Source organism: Pelosinus sp. UFO1, assembly GCF_000725345.1.
Classification (GTDB): Bacteria; Bacillota; Negativicutes; order DSM-13327; family DSM-13327; genus Pelosinus.
Genome location: NZ_CP008852.1, coordinates 3,949,024 through 3,966,078 on the forward strand (window position 1 = coordinate 3,949,024; position 17,055 = coordinate 3,966,078).

Below are 17,055 nucleotides of genomic sequence, written 5' to 3' on the forward strand. Positions count from 1 at the left end.
CGTTAACAGCCTGTAATATCCTGCCCTCTGGTTAGGATAACAGTCTGTAAAACTCGAAGTAAGTTCGCTCTAAGGATTTTCGAATCCAAGGCTCACTTATATAAGTGGGAGTTAAGAGCGGCTAAGTCCCTGGATAAGTGCGACTAAGATGCAGATGGAGTTAAAACTCCATCTGAATCAAGTCTTCTTTATATGGCCTCTGGTGATAACAAATACCCCCTGTACGATAAAGTACAGGGGGTATTTGTTGCCTTATTTTCTATATTCCTTTTGCTAAATGGTAATAAAGGTCATTCCATTTTAGTTCCTTTTTGAAATCAGATATTTTCGTTTCATTGTCAATTATTAAATACTCAATTCCTGCTATTTCAGCGAAGTCTTCCAAATGCTCTTTTGTAACAGCCTGACTAAAACCAGTATGATGACCACCACCAGCTAATATCCAGGCTTCTGCTCCTACTTTGAGATTGGGTTGTGGTGCCCAAAGAACTCTAGCTACAGGGAGTTTGGGCAAATCAAATTCAGGCGTTACCACGTCCACTTCATTAATTAACATACGGAAGCGGTTTCCCATATCTAAGATAGTGGCATTTAAGCCTCTGCCCGCTGGTACATTAAAGACTAAACGAACAGGATCTTCTTTACCGCCAATGGATAATGGATGAATTTCCAAGGACGGCTTCTGAGCCGCGAGAGATTCACAAACCTCTAACATATGAGCTCCTAAAACCCTCATCTTGCCTTCTTCTAAATGATACGTATAGTCCTCCATGAAAGCTGTACCGCCTTCTAGGCCATAAGCCATAACTTTCATAGCCCTGAGTAGAGCAGCCGTCTTCCAGTCTCCTTCAGCACCAAATCCATATCCATCTGCCATGAGACGTTGCACCGCCAGGCCTGGTAACTGATTAATACCATCAAGATTTTCAAAATTAGTCGTAAATCCTTTAAAGCCACCTTCTACAAGGAACTTTCTAATACCCAATTCAATCTTGGCAGCTTCTTCTAAAGAAGCCCGTTTCGCCCCACCTGCAAGAAGTTCTTGTTGTACTACATAACTGTTTTCATATTCAGCAACCAGTTTCTGAATTTCAGCAGGACTTACTTTATTAATATAGGATACTAGGTCACCAAGGGCATAACCATTCACAGAATACCCTAACTGGATCTGGGCTTCCACTTTATCCCCATCCGTTACTGCTACTTCCCTCATATTATCGCCAAAACGAGCAAATTTGGCGCCCTGTAAATCATTCCACGCTAAAGCTGCTCTAACCCAAACGGCTAAGCGTTCAATTACCTCTTGGTCTTGCCAAAAGCCTACAATCACTTTGCGAGCTTTTTTCATTCTAGCTACAATCGAACCGAATTCCCGATCCCCATGGGCTGACTGATTTAAATTCATAAAATCCATATCAATTTCTGACCAAGGAATGTCTCGATTGTATTGGGTGTGTAAGTGGACAAAGGGTTTGTTTAAGATATTGAGTCCTGCAATCCACATTTTTGCTGGGGAAAAGGTATGCATCCAGGCAACAAGCCCAATACAATTTTTTGCACTATTAGCTTCTACACAAAAATTATGAATGGCATTTGGTGTGGTTAATACAGATTTAAAAACAACCTTAACAGGTATTTTACTTTGTTCTCCAAGAAAGTTGGCAATAATTTGAGAATGCTCACCAACTGTCTTTAACGTCTCTTCTCCATACAAATGTTGACTGCCAGTAATAAACCATACTTCTTTTTCTTTTAAATCAATCATTATTTACTCTCCTTTTATAACCAATCTCTGCTTATAGCTGCTTTTGAAACATGGTTTTTAACAGGTTTTCGCTTTTCTTTTTATTTCCTTGAGTCGCTTCATAACATCATTTGCACCACGGCCGAAATAATCGTGGAGAATTTTATACTCAGCATATAATTTTTTATATTGTGCCAAATTTTTCTCAATAGGCTTATACACCTTTTTCACTGAAGTCATATGAGCTGCTGCATCCAAAATGGTATCATAACCACCACTTTCCTTACCTGCAGCCACCGCACCAAACATGGCAGCGCCTAGTGCAGGTGTTTGTAGAGAGGTTGCAATATGAATTTCTCGCCCTGTTACATCGGAGTAAATTTGCATGAGAAGATTATTTTTCTGAGATAAACCACCACAAGCATATAATTCATCAATTTTTACTCCCGCTTCCGTAAACGTTTCCACAATCATATTTGTCCCATAGGCAGTAGCCTCAATCAATGCGCGGTAAATCTCCTCAGGTTTGGTAAGAAGGGTCGCTCCCAATAACACGCCTGTCAAATGAGTATCAACCAATACAGAACGATTTCCATTCCACCAATCAAGCGCTACTAAACCACTTTCTCCCGGAACTAATGCCTCTGCTTTTTCTTCAAGTAATTGATGAATACTCATACTGCGAGAGGCTGCCTCTTCCGTATAAGTACCTGGAACACAGTTTTCAACAAACCATTCAAAAATATCACCGACAGCAGATTGTCCGGCCTCGAAGCCAAAATAGCCACCAATGACACCATCCTCTACCACGCCGCACATACCATCCACTGTTTTCTCTTCTTCACCTAAGACAATATGACAAATAGAAGTTCCCATACTCATAACCAGTTTCCCTGGTGTAACCACTCCTGCAGCAGGGACTGCCGCATGGGCATCTACATTGCCTACAGCGATAGCCATTCCTGGTTTTAAGCCCATCTTCTTTGCCATTTCTGCCGTTAATTCCCCAGCCTTGCTGCCAATAGCAACAATAGGGCTATTTAACTTTTCTTCCACTAGATTTTCTAATCTAGGATCCAATGCTTTAAAAAAGTCTTTGCTAGGATATCCCTCTTGTTTATGCCATATCGCCTTATAACCTGCAGTACAACTATTACGAATATCTACACCCGTCATTTGCATGATAACCCAATCTGTAGCCTCCATAAACCGATCAGCTACTTGATATATTTCGGGAGCCTCATTGACTATTTGCCATATTTTAGGAATTAGCCATTCTGAAGATATTTTTCCACCATAACGGGCAAGAAAGTTTTCTCCCCTCGCAGCTGCTATTTCATTTAAGCAATTGGCCTCATCTTGGGCTGCATGATGCTTCCAAAGTTTTACCCATGCATGAGGCTGATCTCGATATTCAGTGAGCTGGCACAAGGCCCTTCCATCTTTTGTCACAGGCAGCATAGTGCAAGCAGTAAAATCAATCCCTAATCCTACTACGTCTTCAGGATCTACCTGGGAGTCTTGTAACACTTTAGGAATTGCCTCATACAGCACCGTTAAATAATTCTCTGGATTTTGCAGTGCCCAATCATATTCTAACTTTATATTTGTACCTGGCAACTTCTCATCAATCACAGCATCAGGATAAGCTACCACAGCAGTTGCGACCTCTTTACCCGTCTCAACTTCAACAAGCAATGCCCTACCAGATTGGGTACCATAATCAATCCCCAAACTATACTTTTTACTTCCCATACTATCTAACCTCCATTCTTATTTATGATACAAAAACAAACTTTCTATCTACCAGCAGGATGGTCTGCCTCTTGGTTGCCATACTCTAATGTATGACAGAACCCCATTGAATACCATTTAATCCCAATTGAAATTCTGCTATTATTTTTCGCTAATTAATTTATAAATTAATTTAATATTAAATAATATACGACGTGATTTGCTTACTTCCTTCTTGCAATAGTAACTATTTTTTTGAAAATTCTATTTTTGTAAAATAAAAGACTGCCTACATTCCAGCACTTTTCTAAGCTTAAAATGTAAACAGTCTTTTATATAATTATTTAAGTGAGAAAAAGATTCCTTCCATAACTAAATCAACAATTCCCTTCAAGGCTGCTCTTCTCCCTTCCGTGGAAAACTCAATACGAGTAGAAGAATAACAATTCCCCAAAGCACGTTCTTTAATAACTTCCTTCATGGTCTCTTCCATAAATTGTTGCCCTTTAACAATCCCACCACCAATGAGCACTAATTGGGGATTAAAAATATTAATAATATTAGCCGCCCCCATACCAAGATACCTGCCCACATGCTGGAGTGCTTTTATCGCAAGCAAGTCACCATCTCCAGCTGCAGTATAAATGTGCTCAGGCCTTATAGCATTTATATTGCTCTCTACCATCTCATAAAGTAGCGAGCTTTCTCCTTGCTCTATTGCCTCAGTTACCATTGCTATCAATGCTGTCTCTGATGCCATAGCCTCAAGGCAGCCAGAGTTACCGCAACTACATGCCGGCCCATTCACATCTACAACTGTATGACCAATTTCACCCGCACTGTCACCTAACCCTCTATATAGTTCACCATTTAAAATAATTCCAGAACCAATCCCGCCACCGACTCCTAAAAATACTGCATTTTTAATGTCACGATATGGGCCGTAGTGATATGCCCCTAAAGCCATAGCCCGCATATCATTCTCTACAAAAACAGGAAGTCGAAACTTTTCTTCCATAATGTATTTTAATGGTACATTATGCCAACCAGTACTCGGAGAAAATAAAGAAAGTCCTTCCCTCGACATGACAGGTCCTCGCACAATAATGCCAATGGCCATTGCTAATTTTCCATTATCAGAAGCATAACACTTTGCGATGGTGTCTTCGACTAAGGACAATATTTTGTCTTTATCTAAATTCCGAATATCATGACAGATCTCTTCGGCAACTTCTAATTCTCCATTGATCAAATACCCTTTAATTTCTTTTGAACGAATGTCAACAATAATCATGTTAACCATTTCAGAGTTAGCCTTAAGAAGTACAGGGCGCCGACCTCCACTATATTCACCAACCATGTATTCTTGAATCAAACCGGCTTCAATGAGTTTGCCCGAAACGTTCGTTACGGTGGGTGCCGTTAGACCTGTCAATTTGGCAATATCTACACGAGATATAGGTCCACGTCTTCGAATCATATTAACAACAAGGGACTCATTAAGACCGCCCATTACTTTTACATTTGTAGTTACACCTTCCATATTACACCTACATATCACTTTCATTTATTTTTTGTCACCAGAATGTAACGCACATTCACTATGTTCATAATTATATAAATATAAACTTAAATTGTCTATACCATTTAATTTAATTCTTAATTAATAAGACAAGTATGGGCTAACTCTTCATTATTAAGGGGAGCATGAATATGTCATGCATTCTGATTCTAAACATATAAAAAGCACCTAATTTTCCTAATGAAATCAGGTGCTCACTAAATCTATTATTCTTTTGGCGTTTCTACAACATACACTTTCACTGGCTTAATACCAAAATCAGTAGCTTTATCCCGATTCATGATAGCAATATCAATGCGATTGCCTTTGATCGCGCCACCGGTATCTTCTGCTATCTTATACTCACCATGACCATCAGGATACTCAACGTATAAACGAGAACCTAAGGGAATGACCTTAGGATCTACAGCAATAACACCTGGGCGAATCGTCGTACCCATATAGGTTTTATCACCCCACTGGTCATTATCTAAAGGACCTGGTGCATAAGCAGTGGCTGTAATATCGAGTACTTTTTCATACTTGGTTGGTGCGCCGCTAGGTTGTTTCTCCTCGGTGTCTGGTTTAGGGGCAGGATTAACTGGTGTCTTCTCAGGCTCAGGATTGGTTTGTTTGGGTTTTTCTTCTTTTTGTTCGTTAGGTGGTGGTGGAGCGGGGGGCGGCGGACTATATTCTTTTTCGGGATTTTGCACTGGAGGAGTATCAACCTTACTTTCACCAGCAGGTGAAGGGGCTACTGGCGGAGTGTACTTTGTATCCTTGCTGGGCGTAACCAAGCTATCAGTTTTCCCTTCATTGACCGGCGAAGTTGATACATTAGGTGGGCTATACTTTTTATCACTGATCGACGTCACTAGATGATCTGCCTTATTGTCTGTGGCAGGTAATTGAGAAGCTACACGCAGCGTTTTGTTTGCATTGAAAATTTGTCTTATTCGATTAATTGCCTCACTCCTACTCACATTGGACTGTGCTATATTGCGAGGAGTTTGGTTGATTTTAACAGCTTGCCCTGCAATTCTTTCTTCTTGATTTCTATTCTGAATTTTTTTCGCACTGGTATCACGAGTATTACCTACATTAGGATTTGCTGAGGCATGAACATGAGCAACTGGAAGTCCTGGCAATAATGCCGATGACATAAGAATGGCCCCAGCAAAAGCAGCCGCAATATGCTTGTATCTTTTCTTAAAATGCGCCATACGTCTACCATGATTTATATGTTTCATATGGATTTCCTCCTTTACGAGGTTATTATCCATAGTATCTACTAATTTATTTTTGGCATTCTAGGAAATTTTTAGAGAAAAACTATTTTAAAACATAAACCTTTTTTAAAACCGCAGAGAACGCAGAGAAAATCAAAATATTGAACCACAAAAACACAAAGGCCACTATGGAACGTCTCTTTGTGTGACGCGATAGCGGCATTGTGTCTTAGTGGTTCAAAACTGATTATATTCTATTTACACTTTGTATAAATTTTTTAAAACCTGCCATACCTTGTTCATTTCTTTTGAAAACACCAGCATCTTCTAAAACTCGGAGGAATTTAGCTGCTGTTTCTTTTTTTATAATTTCTTCTACATTCCCCTGATTTGCGATTTCTTTGTATTTTTCAGAAAGTTCTTCAGCCCATACTTGATGATATTCTGCTACATTACACTCTTCACCTAGTATCTGCTTTTTCACTTCTTCTAATTCTTGAATCAGTCTTGCTGGCAGTACGGCTAATCCCATGACTTCAATGAGACCAATATTTTCTTTTTTGATATGCTGTACGTCTTTGTGAGGATGGAAAATTCCCAGCGAATGTTCCTCATTTGTGCGATTATTTCGGAGTACGAGATCAATCTCAAATAATTCATTCCGTTTACGTGCAATGGGAGTAATTGTATTGTGTGGTGTTTCCCCTGTATAAGCCAAAATATCTAGAGATGGATCACTATACTGCCTCCAAGAATGTAAAATCCAATCCCCTGCATCAACCAATTCCTTCACATCTTTACCTCGCAGGCGAAGGACAGACATAGGCCATTTCACAATGGCGCAGGTAACACCTGGAAACTGGTTTAATTGAAACGGATACTCATCCCCTGCCCGCTCCATGGCAAATTCATAGCGCCCCCCTTGGTAATGATCATGGGATAAAATCGAACCTCCAACAATTGGTAAATCTGCATTGGAACCAACAAAATAATGAGGAAACTTTTCAACAAAAGACACTAAGCGTACCAGTCCTTGACGGTCAATTTTCATATCCCGATGCTCATTCGAAAGGACAATGCAATGCTCATTATAATAGACATAAGGGGAATATTGAAGAAACCAAGGTTCACCAGCAAGCTCGGTTCGTACTAAGCGATGATTCGAGCGAGCAGGATGCCCAATTCGCCCAGCATAGCCTTCATTTTCCACACATAGTAAACATTTGGGGTAATTCGTGCTTTTTACCCCTTTTTCTTTCATAATATCTTTAGGATTTTTTTCTGGTTTAGATAAATTAATTGTAATATCCAAGGTGCCGTATTCGGTTTTCGACTGATAACTTATATTTTTTGCTATCCGTTTGGTTTGTATATAGTTACTATTTTTACTCAACTTATAAAAATAATTAGTTGCCTCAATACCATTCTCTTTATATTTCTCATAAAAAATTTTATTGACCTCAGAAGGTTTTGGCATAAAGCAATTGACAATATTACTTGCAAGTATTTCTTTTTCATCAAAGAGATCTTCAATCACTTCATTCCTAACTGCATACTCTACTATCTCTTCTAAAAGGTCAGCTATCGCAGCTTCGCCCAGTAGCCTCTCTGTTACCACAAAATCATTCATTCCAAGGAGATATAGAATTTGATTTCTTACATAGATCTCATCTTCTAATTCTATAAATTCTAAAGTAATTGCACATTCAATTAATTGTTGAATGATTTGATATATATTCATTCTCGAATCTCCTTATTCGCCTTCATATCCAGCTGGATGACTTTGATGCCATTTCCAAGCATCTGCTATAATTTGATGAATCAAAGTGCGCTTTGGTTGCCAACCTAATATTTTCTTCGCTTTATCAGAGGAAGCGATTAAGGTACTCGGATCACCAGCTCTTCTTTCTCCTATTTTTGCTGGAATTGGATGCCCCGTAACTTCCCTTGCTGCCTCGATAATCTGTCTAACAGAAAAACCTTGGCTACTACCAAGATTAAATATATTGCTGTCTCCCTGGTTTTGTAAATAATGCATCGCTAATATATGAGCTTCAATTAAATCTTCCACATGGATATAATCTCGAATACAAGTCCCATCTTCTGTATCATAATCCTCGCCGAAAACTGTAATATACTCCCGTTTGCCTAGTGGGACCTGCAATACTAACGGAATCAAGTGAGTTTCCGTAGCATGATCTTCACCAATTTCCCCCTGCTCCCGGGCCCCTGCTACATTAAAATAACGCAGTGATACATATTTGATCCCATAGGCAGTGTCACACCATTTCATTAGCTTTTCCATTGTTAGCTTCGTTTCCCCGTAAGCATTCGTGGGGTTTGTGGGCATATCTTCTGTTATCGGTACTTCCTTAGGTTCGCCATAAGTTGCTGCCGTAGAAGAAAATACAATTTTGTTTACGCCAAATTCATTCATAACTTCTAAAAGTACTTGCGTTCCATACACATTATTACCAAAGTACTTTATCGGATTTGTCATGGATTCTCCCACAATTGAATTGGCAGCAAAATGAATTACTACTTCGATCTTTTCCTTTTGGAAGACACTTCGTAAAAACTCTTTTTCCCGAATATCACCTTTATAAAAAACAGCCTTAGAAGGAACAGCTTGTTCATGACCTGTCTCTAAATTATCTACTACGACTACCTTATAGTCTTTTTCTAGCAATTGGTGCACTGCATGAGATCCTATATAACCTGCCCCGCCTAATACTAAAATACTCATGATATGGCCTCCTTATAATTTTCCGGCTTCACGTTCCTTTACGGATAATAACCTAGCCAGTTTGTTCACGTACTCTATTTAGGATAATTTTTTCAATCTAGTTTATTCTTATACAATAAATCTTTCAACGAAAAATCAAGAACTCCTTTTTCTGAAAAGTTAAAAAAGTAATCTGAATACTATATACCTATGACTAATCTAGGTATTCTTACTGTCAAATAAATAGGCGCAACATATAGTATAGTAAGGTATTTTTAATAGAAAATGCCCAAGAGGGGGAAATAGGATGAGTGGTCAGAATACAAAAACTTCCCTTGGTCTGAGTGAAAACATAGAAGCATTATTATCTTATGTTTTTGGTTGGTTAACTGGAGCCATATTCCTTGTACTGGAAAAGGAAAATAAGTTTGTTCGATTCCATGCCCTACAGTCCTTAGTAACCTTTCTTGCCTTATTTATTCTATCAACCGTGATACGACTTATACCCATTCTAGGATTGTTACTTTCACCACTGATTGCCATAGCATCTATGGTTTTATGGTTAGTTTTACTCTATAAAGCCTATATGGGGGAAAAATACAAATTACCAGTTATCGGTACTTGGGTGGAAAAGCAAATTGACAAGGAATGAAGGAAAACTTTAAAAAGGGTATTGTGCCAAGTATCGATTTGATACTTGGCACAATACCCTTTTCCTGAATAACCTTTATTCCCCTAGTACTTCTGAAAAATAGATTACGCTTACAATATCATTCGGTGATATTGATTTAGCATAAAGCGTTTCAAAAAATTTAATTAGTTCTTCGGTTGTCGTAATCGTAGGATTTTGATGAACTAAATCCTCTGCTGTTAATTGAGAAAACTTTTTAATATGTATCTTATCAATTATCGCCTGGTACATTTTTTTTCTAGGACTTAGTTTTTTTCCGAAAGTAATCCACACTAGAGAATTTTCTGCATATACTTCTCTTAAATCCCCTAAGCGAACCGTACAGTTCTTGATACGACTCTGTAATAACTCTTCATGATGTGACGACTGGAAATTTAATGCAAACATAATGTTTCCTCCTCAAAATAAATATTTAGTAGATCCACATTTTATTTTCCATGCAGCAGAAGTTCCCCCCCTTACTATCCTAAATACATTAAACATATAGCATAGGGTGGGTATGGAAAACACCAGGTTACATGGTAATGGCAGAGCGTGATAATTATATATAGACAAAATGACACTAAGAACTTATGTCTTTAGCGCCATTGCTTTTGGTAATGAAGTTATAACTGCTACCGAACAATCTATTTGGTTTAAGTATATCATCCCTCTTGCTTGCCGTCTATATTATATATCTCGTAATTAACTACACATTTGAATTTAAGAAAATCTTACTGGCACATATAGTGGTACTTAAATAAATCTTAGACAATTATACCGATCTGTCATATCTACGTCACATATTTAGGATATTATTACTGTAGTACTTTAAATTTTACTTCACTCAATTTCCAAAGAACGATCTCTTCCAAGTAAGATGAATTCTTCCTTTGTCCGCTGAATACTTTACTTCTTAAAAAACATTTGATACAATCGTATTACCTCTTTGGGTAACTTAACTTTAGAGAAGGAGACCCTATTATGAAAATAATGAATGCCATTTTTGACTGGTCCTACAGTATTATAATAGCCTTTACCTGCGCCCTACTGATTAACGCTTTTTTGTTCCAGCCAACTCGCGTACAAGGCAGTTCTATGGAGCCTACCTTACAAAATGATAATTATTTATTTGTTTCTAAGGTATCCCACACCTTAAGGCAACTACCAAATTACAGCGATATTGTGATCATTGATAGTCGCGTACTGCGAGAGCGAACTTGGAAAGATGATTTAGTTGATCCTATGAATACCTATTTAGGTATGCTGAAACTCGTTGACCAATCTGATCACCATATTTGGGTCAAAAGAATTATTGGTAAACCAGGAGATGTACTCGAGTTTAAAGACAATAAAGTATTCAGAAATGGTATCGCTTTAGAAGAACCTTATACGAAAGAACTTATGCGTTATAGCTCTGAGAAAAAAATCACTGTTCCAGAAGACCACGTATTCGTCATGGGTGATAATCGTAACAATAGCAGTGATAGCCGCTTTATTGGCCCCGTGCCAATCAACCAAGTCTTAGGAAAAGTGGTTTTAAAACTATAATGGTTTAGATAAAAATACCTATAAAAAAGCTCAGGCAACCGTTGGTTGCCTGAGCTTTTTCTATAATATTCCTTTTGTTGTTTTCTAATAAAAGAACTTCCCTACCACCTTAAATTGCACTAGAAAAATAACACAAGTTCTTCATAGGTTCTTCATAGGTCTTTCATTAGATATTCATATTATTTAGGTATTATATGGGTAATAAGAATTAAGGGGGAAATTAAAATGAAAAAAACTTTTATAACTGCATCCTTATTAGTAATGAATGTACTGGGAGCCAGTATGGTTTCCGCTAATGAAATTCTTCCGGAAATAAACCCAATTAAATCGATTGAAACAAAAAAGATTACCAGCGGAGCTCTCGTTCGCTATGTCGCGATCGACCGCAATCCCACCCTCTATAATAAACAAGTAGCTGGCAATCATACGGTGGAAGGCTGGGTCAAAAATGGTGTAGTAAATACCAGAGTAGATGGAGTCGTAACTACGTCGTATCCTATCAATGGAGATCTTAAAACCATCACTAGTGGTAGTAAGAACAGCCAGCAGTATACTGTGATTGACCACAATCCTACCCACTACAACAAGAAGGCAGCTGGTAAGCATACGGTGGAATCCTTGGCGAAAAACGATATAGTCACTACCAAAGTTGATGGTGTTGTCACCAATGCTTATCGCATCAATGCGGACCTCGAAACGATCGTTAGTGGTAGCAAAAACAGTGGGCAATATACCGTAATTGACTACAATCCTAGCCACTACAGCAAAAAAACAATTGGCGGTCACACAGTGGAAGGCTGGATGGAAAATAGCGTAGTTAACACTAGAATTGACGGTGTTCCCTCCAAGTACTAAACTTCAATACATATTTCAAAACCACTCTATCATTAACTAGGATAGAGTGGTTCCTTTTTCTATACTTCATTGTGTATATGAGATAACTATTATTCTGAGATGATCTGAATAATAGTTGGCTGCATTTTATCGTCCATACGGGCGCTATTATCATAATATTTGATATACCATATCGATAATAAGGTCATTCCTGATCCGCCAATTAACCTTGAAATTAATTCTTCAAATCCTAAAAATCGTCCTATAAAATCACCAATAATAGCACCGGCAAGAGCGGCTAGCAGCGGCAGTATGTATACAGTAAAGGCTGCCTTTAGCATATTTATTTCTTTAATTTCCACTAGAACTCGTTGACCAGGCTTGGCTCCCACAGAGTTGCGAGCGTCTAAGACCATTGCACTATTACCGGGACAAGCTCCACAATTCTCACAATCATTATGACGACTGGTTTTCACTTTGGCCATACGACCACTCACTTCCAATACCATTCCTTCTTGCTGTTTTTGCATATCGATTCACTCCTAAATTGAACTCAGAATAGAACCATCCTACCAAATAGTTAAGAATACACGATAAGGGTATATAAGTTCTGCTTTTTCGCCTGAGCTACCTATAAAGAAGATCAGGCACCCCAAAGGCGACCTGATCTTCTTTATCATAATACTCGTTTCGCACCATAATATCGCTGTATAAAATAACTATCATTCATATCCCCAATAGCGACTACGCCTTTGGAAAAAGAGGTATGAATAAATTTATCCCTGCCAATATAAATTCCCACATGAGATGCACCTGGCTCATAGGTAGTAAAATACACTAAATCTCCTGGCTGCAAGGAAGCTGGCGATACGGTTCTACCCACTAAAAACTGTAGATCCGCGGTACGAGGCAAATTGATACCTGCTTGCCGATATACATATTGCACCAACCCGGAGCAGTCAAAACCTTGCCCAGGTGAAGCTCCTCCCCACACTACTGGTTGACCGAGCATACTCCTGGCAATGGTCAATATTTGTGCCGACTGTCCAGGCTGGCCCGTAGGCAGAGTAACTGATCGAGCCGCTATTTGCTGCTCATCCGCTACCGGCATGGTCACTCCTGCTATGGAATCCAATGACTGCATAAATTGGCTATAACCAGAGGTCGGAGAAGCCTGAACCACTCCTATGCCGTTAAAAAGAATCCCGGCAAATAGTATTGCTATCCATTTTCTCATATTCCACTTCTCCTCCCCCGCTAGCTATTATTGATGTTGCATGGTTTGTAAGTGAGACGTGGTTGCCTGCATAGCATCTTGCATGGTCTTCACTTTGCTTTCCATAGCACTAGGATCCATTTTGCCAGCGTTAACCGTATTTTTAATATCACCTGCCGCCTTGCGCAAATTATCCTTTAAACTGGCATCCATCATATGTGGTAGAATTTTTTCGGTTGTACTAACTAACTGCCCTGCGCTCTTTTGTGCATCCATTGTTTGACCAGCTTTTACTTGTTTGACCACATCTTGCAATGATTTATCCAAATCCTTCATGATAGGCATAGGATCTTCTTTTGGCATCGTTGCACTATGCCCTTGATGACCAGATGCTTGTTCTTGACTAGCGGCTGGCGCCTGAGCAGGTGCTTTTTCACTAGATCCACACCCCGCTACCAGAGAAACAACTGCAATAATAGCTAATAAACCAAAGAGTACTTTACTTTTTTTCATATCCCAATAACCTCCAATAATTTTTAAATTCTTTTTTGTAGTGGGGCATTTTGCCCCACTACAGCTTTACTATTAGTTAACTGTCTTTACTCAGCAGTGTGAGATTTTTCAGATACTGCCGGATTCTTACGCTCCCGCCACTGATTCCACACCAGATAGATGCACGGCAGAACGACCAATGTCAAAATTGTAGAAGTCACTAGACCACCAACTACGACTGTGGCCATTGGGCGCTGTACCTCGGCACCCGTACCTGTGGCAAACAGTAATGGAAACAATCCTAAGCTAGCAACTAACGCGGTAATCATAACTGGCCGCAAGCGAGTAAAGGCGCCTTCTGTGATGGCTTCTTCTAAGGTTCGGTGATCTCTTAGGTGTTTAATATAGGTAACCATGATGACCCCATTCTGCACCGCTATTCCAAAGAGAGCGATAAAGCCAACAGCAGCCGCTACCGTCATGTAGGTGCCGGTAGCATACATGGCTACAATGCCACCCACCAAGGAAAAGGGAATGTTCATCAGGATGAGAAAAGCATCGCTAGCGGAACCAAAGGTCATATAGAGCAAGAAGAATGTGAGCACAATGACTGCTGGTACTACCAAAGACAATCGGTCTTTCGCTCTTTGCTGATTTTCATACTGTCCGGTCCATTTCATAGAATAGCCGGCTGGCAAATCAACTTTTTCTTTGATAACCTGATTGGCTTCATTCACAAAGCTGACCACGTCTCGGCCCCGAGTATTCATCTGGACTATCATTCGATAAACTCCATTTTCACTACTGATCATGGACGGACCATCTACAACCCGAAATTGAGCTACTTCACCTAGTGGCACATAAGCACCAGTAGCCGGGCCAGCCGCTGTGGTAGCTGCACCGCCACCCATGCCTGCGCCCATTGCACCACCGTTGTTTTTCGTCCCAGAGCCACTACCCGTTACTGGAATGAGAATATTTTGCATGGCGTTAATGGATTCCCGGTTTTCCCGGTTATAGCGCACTAAGACGTTAAAACGTTTGCGTCCTTCAATGGTAGTGGTAGCATTTTTGCCGCCTACCGCTAACTCAACAGCATCTTCCACATCGGCAATGCTAAGACCGTATCGGGCTGCTTTTTCCCGATTTACTTGAATTTCGAGATAGGAAGCGCCAAAGACTCGTTCAGCCAGCAGATCGCTAACTCCTGGTACAGCCCCTAGTGCTTTTTCAATTTCAAAGGCTTTTTGCTGCAGCACCTGCAGATCTTCCCCATAAAGTTTGATACCTAGTTCGGTACGAACTCCAGTGGTCAGCATGGATAACCGTCCCGCAATCGGTTGGGTAAAGGCTAAGTTAAGTCCAGGTACATTGGCAAGTCTGACCATCATTTCTTGCTCAACCTTTTCTTTGGTCATGCCAGGCCGCCACTGCTCTTTGGGTTTTAACGTGACAATGGTTTCGATCATACTAATCGGCGCTGGGTCCATAGCAGACTCGGCTCGACCTACTTTCCCCACGGACATATCGATTTCCGGAATATCCATGATGACCTTATCCATGGTTTTAGCCGCTTCTAATACTTCTGATAATGACACATTAGGCAGCATAGTTGGCATAACCAGAAAAGTTCCTTCATCCAAGGCCGGCATAAAAGTGGTACCAATTAGGGGCAATAATGAGAATCCAGCAATCATCACGACAATTGCTAAAATAATGGTGATTTTACTGTGCTTTAACACTGACTTCAAAGTGGGTACATACCATTGGTGCATTTTGGCAACAATCCAAGTATCTTTTTCCTGTATCTTACCTTTGAGCAATAAGGTACACAATACCGGTACCAAAGTGAAAGCCAACAGTAGTGATCCACTCATGGCAAAGGATTTAGCCCAGGCCATTGGAGTATACATTTTGCCTTCTGTTCCCGTCATAGTGAATACGGGTAAGAAGGTGACAATGATAATCGTGATAGAGAAGAAAATCGGTGCAGCTACTTCTTTCGCCGCTTCTAGCGTCACATCGATAATATTACGTCGACCGCCGTCTTCTGCCAGATGCCTGAAGATATTTTCAACCATAACAATGGCCGCGTCAGTCATAACACCAATACCGATGGCAATGCCGCCAAGAGACATCAGGTTAGCTGATAGATGAATCTGTTTCATAGCAATCAGCGCAATTAAGATACCGATAGGAATAGCGCAGGTCACAATTAAGCTGGACCGTACATTCCCTAAAAATAAGATGACAATAATTGATACTAAAATAAATTCTTCCATCAATGCTCGGGTCAACGTATTCACTGCTTTTTTAACCAAATCCGTCTGATCGTAAAAAGGTACAATTCGCATTCCTTCTGGTAGAGTCGGCCCAATTTCGGCGATTTTCGCTTTCACTTGGTCAATCACGTTCAGCGTGTTTTCCCCCATACGCTGAATGACAATTCCCCCAGCTGCTTCATAACCAGATTTGGTTAATACCCCTCGGCGAAAATCAGGGCCAGCAGTTACGTTAGCTACGTCTTTGATATAAATTGGCACATTGTTATTTTGCGAGATCACAATATTTTTAATGTCATCTGGTGATTGGATTAATCCCAATCCACGGATGATAAATTCCTGGCCGTTTTGTTCGACTACTTTTGCACCGATATTGGCATTGTTGGCGCCGAGAGCCCCAAATACCTGGTTGAAAGTAATTCGATAGTTTTGTAGTAAATGAGGATCAAGATTGATCTGGTATTGCATCACATAGCCACCAATGCTGGCAACTTCGGCCACTCCCGGCACTGCGCTCAATTGCTGCTTGATCGTGAAATCTTCAACTGTACGCAAGTCCGCTAGATTGTGCCGGTCACTTTCCACGGTATACATAAAAACTTGGCCCATGGGGGTGCTGACTGGACCCAAGGCAGGCTGTACGCCTCGTGGTAGTTGGGGAATCGCCTGCTGCACTTTTTCGTTCACAACTTGGCGAGCAAAGTAAGGGTCTACCCCTTCTTCAAAAATTACAGTGATAAGTGACATCCCGAAAGAGGAAGCGGAACGTACTTCTTTCACTTTTGGCAATCCACGCAAGGCAGTTTCCAGGGGATAAGTAACCTGATCCTGGATTTCCTGGGGACCCCGGCCCATCCAATCAGCCGAGACAAGAACCTGGTTTTCACTGAGGTCAGGAAAAGCGTCGATTGGGGTATCCTTTACGGTAAAGGCTCCCCAAACAATGACCAACGCATATAACACCAGGATAATCGCGCGATTTTTCAAGGAAAACTCGATTAATTTATTAAGCATGTT

General features: G+C 40.2%; 14 protein-coding genes. 3 read left to right on the top strand and 11 right to left on the bottom strand.

Annotated features, from left to right (window positions below; genetic code table 11):
- Positions 1–259: 259 nt before the first annotated feature.
- From araA to galE, 6 genes are all read right to left on the bottom strand, one after another.
- Positions 260–1,765 (bottom strand): L-arabinose isomerase, encoded by a 1,506-nt coding sequence (gene araA / locus UFO1_RS18670; protein ID WP_038673338.1) that lies wholly within the window; start codon positions 1,763–1,765, stop codon positions 260–262.
- A 57-nt stretch (positions 1,766–1,822) separates the two neighbouring features.
- Positions 1,823–3,499, bottom strand: coding sequence for a ribulokinase (locus UFO1_RS18675; protein WP_038673340.1), 1,677 nt, complete (start codon positions 3,497–3,499; stop codon positions 1,823–1,825).
- Between the two features lie 319 nt (positions 3,500–3,818).
- On the bottom strand, positions 3,819–5,021 hold the full coding sequence (locus UFO1_RS18680; protein WP_038673343.1) for an ROK family transcriptional regulator: 1,203 nt from the start codon (positions 5,019–5,021) through the stop codon (positions 3,819–3,821).
- 245 nt (positions 5,022–5,266) lie between these two features.
- Complete coding sequence (locus UFO1_RS18685; protein WP_038673345.1) at positions 5,267–6,289, bottom strand: 3D domain-containing protein; 1,023 nt, start codon at positions 6,287–6,289, stop codon at positions 5,267–5,269.
- Positions 6,290–6,515: 226 nt separating this feature from the next.
- Positions 6,516–8,009: a UDP-glucose--hexose-1-phosphate uridylyltransferase gene (galT, locus tag UFO1_RS18690; protein ID WP_038673347.1), complete on the bottom strand. Its 1,494-nt coding sequence runs from the start codon at positions 8,007–8,009 to the stop codon at positions 6,516–6,518.
- 12 nt (positions 8,010–8,021) lie between these two features.
- Positions 8,022–9,014, bottom strand: a complete 993-nt coding sequence (galE, locus tag UFO1_RS18695) for a UDP-glucose 4-epimerase GalE (protein ID WP_038673349.1) — start codon at positions 9,012–9,014, stop codon at positions 8,022–8,024.
- 286 nt (positions 9,015–9,300) lie between these two features.
- Between galE and UFO1_RS18700 the strand changes: the two genes are divergently transcribed.
- Positions 9,301–9,645, top strand: a complete 345-nt coding sequence (locus UFO1_RS18700; protein WP_038673351.1) for a DUF4870 domain-containing protein — start codon at positions 9,301–9,303, stop codon at positions 9,643–9,645.
- 75 nt (positions 9,646–9,720) lie between these two features.
- On the opposite strand, the gene UFO1_RS18705 is transcribed toward UFO1_RS18700, so the two are convergent.
- Entirely contained in the window at positions 9,721–10,071 is a 351-nt protein-coding gene (locus UFO1_RS18705) for an ASCH domain-containing protein (protein ID WP_038673353.1), read from the bottom strand.
- Positions 10,072–10,647: 576 nt separating this feature from the next.
- Between UFO1_RS18705 and lepB the strand changes: the two genes are divergently transcribed.
- Together lepB and UFO1_RS18715 are read left to right on the top strand one after the other, a co-directional pair.
- Entirely contained in the window at positions 10,648–11,214 is a 567-nt protein-coding gene (gene lepB / locus UFO1_RS18710) for a signal peptidase I (protein ID WP_038673355.1), read from the top strand.
- A gap of 225 nt (positions 11,215–11,439) precedes the next feature.
- The gene (locus UFO1_RS18715; protein ID WP_038673357.1) at positions 11,440–12,069 is read left to right on the top strand and encodes a hypothetical protein; all 630 of its coding nucleotides are present in this window, start codon (positions 11,440–11,442) and stop codon (positions 12,067–12,069) included.
- Between the two features lie 89 nt (positions 12,070–12,158).
- Here UFO1_RS18715 and UFO1_RS18720 read toward each other — a convergent pair whose 3' ends face one another.
- From UFO1_RS18720 to UFO1_RS18735, 4 genes are all read right to left on the bottom strand, one after another.
- The gene (locus UFO1_RS18720; RefSeq protein WP_038673359.1) at positions 12,159–12,578 is read right to left on the bottom strand and encodes a SoxR reducing system RseC family protein; all 420 of its coding nucleotides are present in this window, start codon (positions 12,576–12,578) and stop codon (positions 12,159–12,161) included.
- A 146-nt stretch (positions 12,579–12,724) separates the two neighbouring features.
- The gene (locus tag UFO1_RS18725; protein ID WP_038673361.1) at positions 12,725–13,285 is read right to left on the bottom strand and encodes a C40 family peptidase; all 561 of its coding nucleotides are present in this window, start codon (positions 13,283–13,285) and stop codon (positions 12,725–12,727) included.
- 27 nt (positions 13,286–13,312) lie between these two features.
- On the bottom strand, positions 13,313–13,777 hold the full coding sequence (locus UFO1_RS18730; protein ID WP_038673364.1) for a hypothetical protein: 465 nt from the start codon (positions 13,775–13,777) through the stop codon (positions 13,313–13,315).
- An 86-nt stretch (positions 13,778–13,863) separates the two neighbouring features.
- Positions 13,864–17,052, bottom strand: a complete 3,189-nt coding sequence (locus UFO1_RS18735; RefSeq protein ID WP_038673366.1) for an efflux RND transporter permease subunit — start codon at positions 17,050–17,052, stop codon at positions 13,864–13,866.
- Positions 17,053–17,055 lie beyond the last annotated feature (3 nt).